Source organism: Curtobacterium pusillum, from assembly GCF_013359865.1.
In the GTDB taxonomy this organism is placed as follows: Bacteria; Actinomycetota; Actinomycetes; order Actinomycetales; family Microbacteriaceae; genus Curtobacterium; species Curtobacterium pusillum.
This window is the reverse complement of sequence record NZ_JABMCE010000060.1, coordinates 73,742-85,284: the sequence shown is the minus strand read 5'-3', so window position 1 is coordinate 85,284 and position 11,543 is coordinate 73,742. Positions and strand designations below refer to the sequence as shown.

At 70.9% G+C, this 11,543-nt stretch carries 12 protein-coding genes; 7 read left to right on the top strand and 5 right to left on the bottom strand.

The features are described from left to right. Positions 1 to 106 precede the first annotated feature (106 nt). Complete coding sequence (locus HP507_RS04965; protein ID WP_175350739.1) at positions 107 to 754, bottom strand: NAD(P)-dependent oxidoreductase; 648 nt, start codon at positions 752 to 754, stop codon at positions 107 to 109. Between the two features lie 91 nt (positions 755 to 845). Here HP507_RS04965 and HP507_RS04960 point away from each other — a divergent pair, with 91 nt between their 5' ends. Together HP507_RS04960 and HP507_RS04955 are read left to right on the top strand one after the other, a co-directional pair. Continuing rightward, positions 846 to 1,208 carry a winged helix-turn-helix transcriptional regulator gene (locus HP507_RS04960; RefSeq protein ID WP_175350744.1) on the top strand — a complete coding sequence of 121 codons (363 nt, stop codon included), beginning with the start codon at positions 846 to 848 and terminating at the stop codon, positions 1,206 to 1,208. A 122-nt stretch (positions 1,209 to 1,330) separates the two neighbouring features. Further along, positions 1,331 to 2,359, top strand: coding sequence for an NADPH:quinone reductase (locus tag HP507_RS04955; RefSeq protein WP_175350738.1), 1,029 nt, complete (start codon positions 1,331 to 1,333; stop codon positions 2,357 to 2,359). A gap of 40 nt (positions 2,360 to 2,399) precedes the next feature. Here HP507_RS04955 and HP507_RS04950 read toward each other — a convergent pair whose 3' ends face one another. Together HP507_RS04950 and HP507_RS04945 are read right to left on the bottom strand one after the other, a co-directional pair. Next, on the bottom strand, positions 2,400 to 2,585 hold the full coding sequence (locus HP507_RS04950) for a hypothetical protein (RefSeq protein ID WP_175350737.1): 186 nt from the start codon (positions 2,583 to 2,585) through the stop codon (positions 2,400 to 2,402). Positions 2,586 to 2,626: 41 nt separating this feature from the next. Further along, entirely contained in the window at positions 2,627 to 3,454 is an 828-nt protein-coding gene (locus HP507_RS04945) for a GAF domain-containing protein (RefSeq protein WP_175350736.1), read from the bottom strand. Between the two features lie 125 nt (positions 3,455 to 3,579). Between HP507_RS04945 and HP507_RS04940 the strand changes: the two genes are divergently transcribed. The 3 genes from HP507_RS04940 (at position 3,580) to HP507_RS04930 (ending at position 7,472) form a co-directional block, all read left to right on the top strand. Further along, positions 3,580 to 4,317 (top strand): S1 family peptidase, encoded by a 738-nt coding sequence (locus tag HP507_RS04940; protein ID WP_175350735.1) that lies wholly within the window; start codon positions 3,580 to 3,582, stop codon positions 4,315 to 4,317. Between the two features lie 116 nt (positions 4,318 to 4,433). After that, the gene (locus HP507_RS04935; RefSeq protein ID WP_175350734.1) at positions 4,434 to 5,306 is read left to right on the top strand and encodes a patatin-like phospholipase family protein; all 873 of its coding nucleotides are present in this window, start codon (positions 4,434 to 4,436) and stop codon (positions 5,304 to 5,306) included. 60 nt (positions 5,307 to 5,366) lie between these two features. Next, the gene (locus HP507_RS04930; RefSeq protein ID WP_175350733.1) at positions 5,367 to 7,472 is read left to right on the top strand and encodes a S9 family peptidase; all 2,106 of its coding nucleotides are present in this window, start codon (positions 5,367 to 5,369) and stop codon (positions 7,470 to 7,472) included. A gap of 265 nt (positions 7,473 to 7,737) precedes the next feature. Here HP507_RS04930 and HP507_RS04925 read toward each other — a convergent pair whose 3' ends face one another. Then, positions 7,738 to 8,925 carry an acyl-CoA dehydrogenase family protein gene (locus HP507_RS04925; protein ID WP_175350743.1) on the bottom strand — a complete coding sequence of 396 codons (1,188 nt, stop codon included), beginning with the start codon at positions 8,923 to 8,925 and terminating at the stop codon, positions 7,738 to 7,740. Between the two features lie 53 nt (positions 8,926 to 8,978). Here HP507_RS04925 and HP507_RS04920 point away from each other — a divergent pair, with 53 nt between their 5' ends. Further along, positions 8,979 to 9,569: a QsdR family transcriptional regulator gene (locus HP507_RS04920; protein WP_175350732.1), complete on the top strand. Its 591-nt coding sequence runs from the start codon at positions 8,979 to 8,981 to the stop codon at positions 9,567 to 9,569. Beyond that, complete coding sequence (locus HP507_RS04915) at positions 9,566 to 10,021, top strand: acyl-CoA thioesterase (protein WP_175350731.1); 456 nt, start codon at positions 9,566 to 9,568, stop codon at positions 10,019 to 10,021. Before HP507_RS04920 ends, HP507_RS04915 begins: the two co-directional genes overlap by 4 nt. A 314-nt stretch (positions 10,022 to 10,335) precedes the next feature. Here HP507_RS04915 and HP507_RS04910 read toward each other — a convergent pair whose 3' ends face one another. Beyond that, positions 10,336 to 11,520 (bottom strand): hypothetical protein, encoded by a 1,185-nt coding sequence (locus HP507_RS04910; protein ID WP_175350730.1) that lies wholly within the window; start codon positions 11,518 to 11,520, stop codon positions 10,336 to 10,338. Positions 11,521 to 11,543 lie beyond the last annotated feature (23 nt).

Below are 11,543 nucleotides of genomic sequence, written 5' to 3'. Positions count from 1 at the left end.
GGCGCGGCCGGCGGCGGGGGCCGCAAAACACCGGTGTTCACGCTCGGCGCCGCGGAATGCCGCGGTGCGTTGCACGAACACCGGTGTTTTGCGCGAGGGAGGGGCGTCAGTAGGCGACGCCGAAGCGCGCGCGGTGGTGCGCCGGGGCGGTGATCTCGTCAACGAAGGCGAGCGCGTAGTCCTCACCGGAGATGTCCGAGTTGCCGTCGGCGTCGGTCAGCAGGACGTCGTCCGTGGTGCGGTAGGTGCCGCGACGCTCGCCGGGGTTGTACCCGCCGAAGGCCGCCGCCGGGCTCACGTAGAACCAGTCGACGTCGGTGCCGCTCGCACGGAGGGCGTCGAGGATCTGCGCGTGGCTCTTCGCCTCGCCCTTGAACGCGTCCGGGAACTCCGGCGTGTCGAAGAGGCGCGGGCCGCCCTCGGCGACGAGCAGGGACCCGGCGCCGCCGACGATCCCGAGCCGGGCACCGGTGGCGGCAGCGGCGTCGACGAAGTGCTGGAACTTGTCCTTGAGCTCGCTGCCGTCGGCCTGCACCGCGTGGAGCGCGACCACGATGACGTCGGCGCCCTTGGTGACCTCCGCGACGAAGTCGGCGTCGAACGCGTCGCCCTGCGCGAGGGTCAGCCCCTCAGCCGCTGCGAGCTTCGAGGTGTCGCGGGCCACGGCGGTGACGGCGATGCCGCGGGAGAGGGCCTCGCGGGTGATGGCGGAGCCGGCGTAGCCGGTGCCACCGAAGACGACGATGCTGGTCATGGAGCTTCCTTTCGTGGGACGTTGACACTCACCGTACAAGCGTTACTCTCTTTGAGTAAGTAGGCACCTGAGAGTGCGTATCGGAGGACAGATGTCGGCGCTCGAGTACAGCCCCTACGCCGCGGCGTGCCCCTCGCGCCAGCTGCTCGACCGCATCGGCGACCGGTGGAGCGTCCTCACGATCGGCACCCTCGCCGACGGTCCGGCACGCTACTCGGCGATCGCCGCGCGCGTGCAGGGCGTCTCGCAGAAGATGCTCACGCAGACGCTCCGGGCGCTCGAGCGCGACGGACTCGTCACCCGAACGGTCTTCCCCGAGATCCCGCCGCACGTCGAGTACGAACTCACCGACCGCGGCCGATCCCTGCGCGAGGTCCTCAAGCCGCTCGAGGACTGGGCGACGAGCCACATGGACGACGTCGCGATCTCGCGCGATGAGTACGACGCACGCTGAGCCGCGAGCCGCGAGCGGCAACGGCACACCTGCACCGGCGACGGCGACGGCGACGACGACGCCGACCACCGCCCTGGGCGCCGCCCGGAATCCCTTGCGGCATCGCGTGGTTGCCTGGGGACATGCGATCAGTCGTCTACACGAAGCCCGGTGACAGCAGCGTCCTCGAACTCGTCGAGCGGAGCACCCCGGAGCCCGGCCCCGGCGAGGTCCGCGTCCGCATCGTCGTCTCCGGCGTCAACCCGACCGACTGGAAGGCCCGGCAAGGCGGCACGTACGGCGACGACCTGCCGTTCCCCGAGGTCACCCCGAACCAGGACGGCGCCGGTGTCGTCGACGCCGTGGGCGAGGGCGTCGACGGGCTGAGCGTCGGGGACCGAGTGTGGCTGTACATGTCGGCCGCGGGTCGCCCGACCGGGACCGCGCAGGAGTACACGGTCGTCCCGGCCTCCCGCGCCGTGCCGCTCCCGGAGGGCACCTCGTTCGACATCGGCGCGTCGCTCGGCGTCCCGGCGATGACCGCGCACCGCGCCCTGACCACCCACGAGGACGGTCCGTCACGGCTCGCACCCGGCGCCCTCAGCGGCAAGACCGTGCTCGTCGCGGGCGGCGCCGGAGCCGTCGGCCACGCCGCGATCCAGCTCGCCCGGTGGGCGGGCGCGACGGTCGTCACGACGATCAGCTCCGAGGCGAAAGCGGCGCTCGCGACCGCCGCCGGTGCACACCACGTCGTGAACTACCGCGACGACGACGCAGCCGCGCAGATCCGCGGAGTCGCCCCGGACGGCGTGGACATCGTCGTCGAGGTGTCGATCCCGAAGAACGCCGAGCTCGTCGCCGAGGTACTGGCGAACCACGGCGTCGTCTCGATCTACGCGAACAACGGCGGCGACGAGGCCACGCTGCCCGTCCGTCCGAACATGAGCGTGAACGCCCGGTACCAGTTCCTGCTGCTCTACACGATCGGCGACGAGGCGCTCACCGCGGCGGCCGAGGACGTCTCAGCAGCCCTGCGCGACGGGGTGCTGGCCGTCGGTGAGGACGCCGGACTCCCGCTCCTGCGGTTCGCACTCGACGACACCGCCGCCGCGCACGACGCCGTCCAGGGCGACGCCGTGGGCAAGGTGCTCATCGACGTCGCCGCCGGCTGACGAGCCGCCCCGCCAGAGGACGACGAACCGGCGGAACGGCTCAGCGCGCCAGCTCGGCTGCGAGGCGCGCCTCGAACCGAAGGCGGGCCGCCACGCGCTCGCGCTCGATGTTCGCGGCGATCACGTCGAGGTCTTCGTAATCGGCGTCGGTCGTGTCGTCGGTCCAGTTCGGGGTGTACACCCGGGACCGACCGAAGGGCTTTGGTTCGGGGGTCACGACGGTCATGGGGGGATGGTACGTCGAACGTCCGACAAATCGCGTGAGCATCACGGGTCTTTCCTGGGGTTCCGATCCCGTTCCGGGAACGAGGACGCGAGCGAGAACGCGATCGCCATGAACGAGGCCATCATCGCCACGTACTTCGCGTCGAGGTCGGTGAACGCGTCGGCTGCCGGCGAGTCGACGGTGAGCATGCCGAAGGAGTACTCCTCGGACCGGATCACCACCGACACGTAGGACCGGTAGCGCGGTTCGAACCCGGGCAGGTCCTCGTCGACGTCGACGTCCGCGGCGCGGTCCCCCACCACCCGCGGGCCGCCGCCCACGAGCACCCACTCGAGGTTGCGGTCACCGTACGGCGTCCCCGCGCGGAACACCCCCGCGGTGTCCTCGGCGCCGCCGTGCCCGATCGGCTCGAGCGCTCGGAGGTCCGCCGAGAGCTGGTACACGTTCGCACGCACATCGGGCACGCCGGGGAGCAGGTAGAACGCGAGCGCCACGGCGATCCGGTCCGCGAACACCGGGAGCTCGCGAGGACGGTCCCGACGCGGGAGCTCGGAGAACCGGACCAGTCGGGACGCGAGCTGACCGAACGCGTACCGGACCGCCGTGCCCTGTTCGAGTTCCAGGGCCCGGGCGGCAGCGGCCGCCGCCGCGACCGACGCTTCACCCCGACGGGCACGGACCACCTGGACGACCACCGCGGCCGTGAGCACGACGAGACCGAACACCACGAGCGAGATCCGGACGGGCGTGGCGACGAACAGGTTCGGCAGCTGGAACGCCGCCGTCGGTGCGGTGGCGATCACGATCGGCCACACGACTGCTCCGGCACGCCGTGGACGTCGCTGCGACGTCGTCCGCTCCCCTGTCATGCCTTCGACGCTAGGGCACACCACCGACGCCTCAGGAGTTGTCCACAGGCCGTCGCCGGGTGACGCATCTGTCCTCCGCAACGCCGACTTGCCCCCCGAACGGGGGCCAGCGGAACATCATCGACATGAAGCAGCGACAGAACCTCAGAGCCGCGACGCTCCTCGCGACCGCCGCCCTCGCCCTCCTCGGTGGCACGTTCGGGGCAGGTGCGGCGAACGCCGCCACCGTCTCCCCGCAGGTCATCGGCGGCGAACCGGCACCGAGCACCCCGTGGGAGGTCCAGCTCGTCTTCCAGCAGGGCGGCACCGCCACCTTCGGCTGCACGGGCGAACAACTGAACGCATCGTGGGTGATCACCGCCCGACACTGCGTCGACGGCACCACCGCGATGAACGTCTACCACTCGAACAGCACGACGAACCGGGGCCCCGCGACCGCGGCCGACCGCCTGTACTCGGCACCCGCGGGCGACATCGCGCTCGTGCACCTCCGCACGCCGAAGTCCCTCGCCTCGTACGCGCAGCTCGACCTCGGGTACAGCCCGCGCTCCTCCGGCACCGGCACGATCCTCGGCTACGGCAACCGCGCGAACAGCGTCCCGACGACGGGGCTCTACCAGGCGACGGTGAGCCTCACCGGCAGCTCCACCGACGCGTACCGCGGGATCGCGCAGCACGTCACGGGCGTCAGCGGGGCGTCGAACCACGGCGACTCGGGCGGCGCGCTCGTCGTGAACGGCAGGGTCGTCGGCGTCTGCTCGACCGGTGACGTGGCCGACCCGGGGGCGAACACCCACGCCGGATCGAACTACGCCGTCCTCCCCCAGAGCGCGAGCTGGATCCGGTCGACGGCGGGCGTCTGACCCAGCCGGCCCACCGCCGGGCTGGAGGCGCGGTGCAGGCTCGCACCGCGCCTCCCGTCCGCCAGCGGGTCGGGCGCAACCCGCGCCTCCCGTCCGCCACCTGGTAAGCAGGACGCATGACCGACGTCTCCACGCCCGCGCCCGGAACCAGAGCACTCGTCCTCGGCGGTGGCGGCGTCGCCGGCATCGCCTGGGAACTCGGAGTGCTGTCCGCCCTCCAGGCCGCCGGCGTGGACCTCGACGCGGCCGACCTCGTCGTCGGCACCAGCGCCGGCAGCGTCGTCGGCACCTTCGTCCGGTACGGCGGCGTGCAGCAGGCGTACGACCAACAGCACGCACCCGTCCCGACCACGTACGAGGAACCCGTCCCCATCGACGAGGAGGACTTCCAGCAGCGCGTCGGAGCCGTCATCGAGGGCGCGACCTCCGACCAGGACGCCCGAGCCCGCCTCGGCCTCCTCGCCCAGCGGACCACCACCGGGCAGACCGACGACGAGCGCACCGCGACCTTCGCCGAGACGCTGCCGTCCACCGAGTGGCCCGCGAAACCGCTCGCCCTCACCGCGATCGACGCCACCGACGGCACCTTCCGCGTCCTCACCGCCGCCGACGAGGTCCCGCTCCCCCGCGCCGTCGCCGCGAGCTGCTCCGTCCCGCTCGTGTGGTCACCCGTCGGCATCGAGGGGCGCCCGTACATCGACGGCGGCCTGCGCTCCGCCACGAACGCCGACATCGCCGCCGGGTACGAGCGCGTGCTCGTCGTCGCCTGCGGTCCCGAGGGCCCGTCGCCGCTCGGGCCGTGGCTCGACGTGGCGGTCGAGGGGCTCCGTGCCGCCAGCAGCTCCGTCGAGGTGATCGTCGCGGACAGCACGGCGCAGCAGGCGTTCGGCGAGAACTCGCTGTCGCTCGCCACGCAGGCGCCGTCCGCCGAGGCCGGCCGGACCCAGGGCGCCGCGGTCGCCGAGGGAATCGCCGCGTTCTGGGCGTGAGTTCTCCACAGGCCGCAGCGTGACGCTCGCGGAGGCAGGGTCCGCCGATAGCGTGGGGGCATGACGACGCCGTTCTCGGACCTCGACCAGTACACCGCCCTCCCGCGAGTGGACGGCATCGCGGTGAGCCCGGACGGCTCCCGCGTCGCCCTCACCGTCAGCGTGCTCGACGCCGACGGCACCGGGTACCGCCGCTCGATCTGGGCCGTGCCCGGCTCCGAGGACGACGTCACGGCGACGCCCGTCCGCCTGACGCGCTCGACCAAGGGTGAGGGCGATGTCGCGTTCACCCGGGCCGGCGACCTCCTCTTCGTCTCCGGGCGCCCCGACGGCGAAGGCGACAAGGACACCGACGCGCCGCAGCTGTGGGTCCTCCCGGCCGCCGGTGGCGAGGCCAGGCCGGTCACGCGGCTCACCGGCGGGGTCGGCGGCGTGCTCGGCACCGCTTCCGCGGCAGACACCGTCGCGATCACGGCGGGGCTGCTCCCCGGTGCCGGCACGGACCGCACCGGCGTGATCGCCGCCGACGCCGAGCTCCGTGGGCGCCGCAAGGACCGGAAGGTGCAGGCGATCCTGCACGAGACCTACCCCGTGCGCTTCTGGGACCACGACCTCGGCCCCGACGAGACGCACGTCCTGACACTCGACCTCGGCTCGCTGTCCGAGGCGGAGACGACGCGGCCCGCCACGCGCGACGTCGGCGATGCCGCCGCTGCGAAGCACTCCTACCCGTCGCACCTCCCCGTCCTCACCGACCTCACGCCCGCACCGGCTCGGTCGCTCGAACACGTCGACGGGGTGGTCACCCCCGACGGTTCGGTGGTCGTCGCCACCGTCGCCGTCCAGGAGGCGCGTGGTTCGCGCTCGACGATCGTCGCGTTCGACGTCGCCTCGGGTGCGCGCACCGTGCTGTTCGACGAGGACGACGTCGACCACGAGATGCCGACGATCAGCCACGACGGCCGCACGATCGCGTGGGTACGCACGCCGCGGTTCACGCCGGCCGGCGCTACCGAGCAGGAGATCTGGGTCGCGACGCTCGACGGCTCCGGCGTCTCGGGTGCGCGACGCATCGCGAACGACTGGGACCGGTGGCCGAACGAGCTCGTCTTCGCGCACGGCGACGGTGCGCTCCTGGCGACGGCGGACCAGGACGGTCGCGCTCCGGTGTTCCGGCTCCCCGTGGACGGCGGCGCCGTCGAGCAGTTGACCCACGACGACTGGGCGTACTCGAGCTTGCGCGTGGCGGAGGCGAGCGGTGCGGTCGTGGCGCTCCGTGCTTCCTGGGCGGCCCCGCTGCACCCCGTCCGGATCGCGACGGATGGCACCGCGATCCCGCTCGCGACGCCGGCTCCGGTTCCCGACGTCCCCGGTCGGCTGGAAGAGGTCGAGACGACCGCGGCCGACGGCTCGCGCGTGCGCGGCTGGCTCGTGCTGCCCGATGGTGACGGCCCCCACCCGCTGCTGCTGTGGATCCACGGCGGCCCGCTCAACTCGTGGAACCAGTGGTCGTGGCGGTGGAACCCGCAGCTCGCCGCTGCTCGCGGGTACGCGGTGCTCCTGCCCGATCCCGCGCTGTCGACCGGGTACGGCCTCGACTTCATCAACCGTGGCTGGAACGCGTGGGGTCAGGCTCCCTTCACCGACCTCATGGCGATCACCGACGCGGTGGTCGCACGGGACGACGTCGACGAGACGCGGACGGCGGCGATGGGCGGCTCGTTCGGCGGCTACATGGCGAACTGGGTCGCCGGGCACACCGATCGGTTCCGGGCGATCGTCACGCACGCCAGCCTCTGGGCGCTCGACCAGTTCAACGGGACGACGGACATGTCGCAGTACTGGCAGTCGATCTTCGACCAGGACGGCCTCCACGAGAACGACCCGCACCGGTTCGTGGCCGACATCACCTCCCCGATGCTGGTGATCCACGGGGACAAGGACTACCGCGTGCCGATCGGCGAGGGGCTCCGGCTGTGGTCCGAGCTCGCCGAGCACCATGCCGCGGCCGACGGGACGATGCCGCACCGGTTCCTGTACTTCCCGGACGAGAACCACTGGGTGCTGAAGCCGCAGCACGCCGCGGTCTGGTACGAGACGGTGTTCGCGTTCCTCGAGCAGCACGTGCGGGGCGGCGAGTGGAAGCGCCCCGAGCTCCTCGGGTGAGTTGAGCGCGCGGCCTCGGGTCGCGCGCGAGTTTCGACGATGCACCAGTCGATCGACGCGCACTTCGTCGCACCATGCGTCCGCATCAGTCGGACTCGCCGAATTCGACACCCCACGCTTCGATCGACGCGTGGGGTGTCGTACGCGGCCTGCGACGCGCCGCCCGCAGCGCTTCCCGCAGCGCCGCCCGCAGCGCTTCCCGCAGCGCTTCCCGCAACGCCGACCGCAGCGCGCCGACCCGGCCGCACCCGGCCTCGCGCCTCCCCTACACGAACGCAGCCTGGCCCGTGATCGCCCGCCCGACGATGAGCGTGTTCACCTCACGCGTGCCCTCGTACGAGTAGATCGCCTCGGCATCGGCGAAGAACCGCGCGACGCCCTTGTCGAGCACGATCCCGTTCCCGCCCTGCACCTCTCGGCACCAGGCCACGGTCTCGCGCATCTTCGCCGTCGCGAACGCCTTCGCCATCGCCGAGTGCTCGTCGCCGCCGGTGCTGGCGTCCTGCATCGCCGACGCCTGCGTGCACAGTGCGATCGACGCGGTGATGTTCCCGAGCGACTGCACGAGCCGGTCCTGCACGAGCTGGTGGGCGGCGATCGGCTTGCCGAACTGGATGCGGTTCCGCGCGTAGTCGAGCGCAGCCTCGTACGCGCCGATCGCGATGCCGATCGCCTGCCACGCCACCTCGGTCCGGGTCAGGCGGAGCACCTCGGCCGTGGTCCGGAAGGACTCGGCGCGCTGCAGCCGGCGCTGTTCGGGCACGCGCACTCCGGTCATGACGATGTCGGCGTTCTGCACACTGCGGAGCGCGATCTTGTCCTCGATCTTCGTCGCCGTGAAGCCGGGTGTGTCCGTCGTGACGAGGAAGCCCTTGACCTGACCGTCTGCGATGTCCTTCGCCCAGATGACGACGACGTCCGCGAAGGTCGCGTTCCCGATCCAGCGCTTCTCGCCGTCGAGGACCCATTCGTCACCCTCGCGCCGCGCGGTCGTGCGGAGCCCGCGTGCGGAGTCGCTGCCGGACAGCGGCTCGGTCAGCCCGAACGCCCCGACCAGTTCCCCCGACGCCATGCGCGGGAGCCACTCCTGCTGCTGCGCCTCGCTCCCCGCCACCGCGATCGAGTTCATCGCGAGGCCGGACTGCACGCCGATGAACGTCGCGACGCCGGCGTCCACCCGCCCGAGCTCGAGTGCCGCCCACCCGCGGTACACGGCCGAGTTCTCGAAGTGCCGGACGAGCGGGATGCCCGGCCCGTACATGCCGAGTTCCGAGAGCGGCTCGACGACCTGCATCGGGAACTCCGCGCGCGCCCAGTACTCGTCCGCGATCGGGCGCACCTCTGACTCGAGGTACGCGCGCAGCCGTCCGAGGGACTCGCGCTCCTGGTCGGTCAGCCCCTCCTGGAAACGGTAGAAATCGGACTCGAGCAGCGTGGTCGTGGACGTCGTCATTGACATGGGAACCACGATGCATCATTCTCGGAAACGTTGCAAGGGAGGGACGCGTGTACACATCGGATTCAGCGCTGCGCGCGTTCCGGGAGGCACGGCGCACCTTCATCGCCGGCTCCCGCATCGACATGGGCGCCTTGGCCGACTCGCTCGGCGTCGACCGCACGTCACTGTTCCGGTGGGTGGGCAACCGTGACCGGTTGCTGTCCGAGATCCTCTGGTCGCTCGCCGTCCCGACGCTCGACGCGGCTGCCGCCGCAGCGGCTCCCGCCGGCGCCGCGCGGATCGTCGACGTGCTCGATCGCTTCACTGCGGACCTGATCGAAGCGCCCTACTTCCGGGCGTTCCTGACCCGCGAACCCGCACGGGCCCTCCGCCTCCTGACGACGACCCACAGTGACGTGCAGCGCCGGTTCGTCGACCGCGTCACCGCACTCGTCGACGAGGAACGGGTCGACGGTTCGTTCGATCCCGCTCCGCTGTCCTCCGAGGAGCTCGCCCGGCTGCTCGTCCGCATCTCCGAATCCTTCACGTACGCCGACCTCATCTCCGGGGAAACACCGGACCCCGTGCGGGCCCGGGCGACGTTCGAGTACGTGCTCCGCCCCACGACCACACCGCTTCGCACGACAGGAGACCGATGACCATCGACGAGTACCCGTTCCGCCGCCTCTACCCCACCCGGTGGAACGACAACGACATGTTCGGGCACGTCAACAACACGATCTACTACTCGGCGATGGACAACGCGTCGACCTACTGGTTCCGGGAGCAGGCCGGACTCGACCCGTTCTCGTCGCACTGGATCGCTGTGCTGGTGTCGTCGAGCTGCCGGTTCGTCGAGTCGGCCGTGTGGCCGGACGTCATCGAGGTCGGGATGCGGTCGAAGCACCTCGGGAACACGAGCCTCTCGTGGCAGTTCGGCCTGTTCCGGCAGTCCGATGGTGCCCTGCTCGCGACGGGCGAGTTCGCGCACGTCATCATTGACCGCGAGGGTGCACGGCGTCCGATCCCCCTGCCGGAGTCCCTTCGCGCGCTCGTGACGTCCACGATGCTCGCCCCGGCACCCGAGCCGACGCCCGCCGTCACGGACTGACGCCGCACACCTGAGCCGCGCACAACCGATGTGTCCCCGAACCATGGATCCCCGCGGCTCGGGAGCACTTGCGTTGTGCAGCGCCGCTGCGCACCGTCGAGCCCGGTCCTCGGGTCAGGGGCGGTAGTCCCCGCGACGCGGGTTGTTCAACCGCACGATGAGGTCGTCGCCCGCCGGCTCGCCACCGACCCAGGTCCCGATCACCTTCGCGAGGTCGTCAGCACGGAGCCGATCCTCGCCCGATCGCGTTCATGATGCGCACGCGGCCGATGCGAGCCGCTCCCTCGTCGCGTAACCCGTTCGAGGGCAGCCCGCTACGAACTGAGACCTGCCCAGGCGGCGATGCCTGTCCAGACACCGCTCCCGATCGCCCCCTTGACCACGTCCGCGCCGACCACGAGCACCCGAAGCGCGAGTCTCTTGAGGCGGGACTCGTCCCCCGGATCGGCCGCGAGCGCGTCATGGAGCTCCTGCAGATCATCTGCGACGACCCTGGCTTCCGAGCTGGGCAGACCGGCGACGATGCGCTCGCGCGCCGAAAGCAGTTCGCGCAACAGATCGATGACGGAGGGATCCATCGTGGTGACGTGAGCCACCCCGTTGTCGCGTTGCTGCACCGCGCCAGGAGAGTCGAAGTTGATCTGCAACTGGCCGTTCTCGTTGTGCACGCTGACAAACACTCCTTGACGATCAGTCACCGTCGTGAGCGGTTCTCCTGGGTCGAAATCTCCGACAGCCCGCGACATCATGTGGATCGTACCGGCGCGGGTGATCCGGAAGGTCGGTGGACGCGACCGCTTCATGCGGTCCGCCAGCCCCAGGTCCTCGAGGCGCACGAGCGCCGCCTCCGTCGGTGGGTGGGATGGGAGCATCGCCGTCAGCTGCGCGAGCGATGCCCGACTTCCTCCGCGCTGGTTCGCGTTCGAGAGCAATGCAGCCAGCTCGAAGTCATTGGCCTGTATCTGGGGCACCGGCGGCGGAGCGATCTGGTGCATCGGCCGGCGGTTGAAGAAGTCAGAAGCCTCGACGACCTCGACGATGTGGCCGTCGGGAACAACATCACTCTGTCCGTCCGCGAACGCAAGCCACAGCTGCCCGTAGCGATCCGGCCCGTACACAGCGGCGATCGTGCGCGCGTAATCCTTGAGAGTTTGGACCTCCGACGTATCTCGCGAGCGGTGACCCCAATAGACCATGCCCGCCGAAACGTCATGGGGCCCGTATGCCACCCGTCCCCAGGTCGGCCTCGTCCAGAGGTAGCACGCAACCCCGAGAACGACGGCGAATCCTGCAATCCGCATCGCGATGCCGCTCGGGCTCAACGGCAACCCGAACAGGACACCGAGGAGCACCACCCCGAGTCCGATGAGGTAGAGCCGCATCGCGCTCGTCCAGAGCGGAAAGAACGTGCCGCGTGGGCCGTACATCGATGCGTCGGCCCAAGGATCGACGAACACGAACCGTTTCCAAAGCGATGACGGCCGCTGCTGATCCCCCACATGGGCCACCCTACCGACGCGCG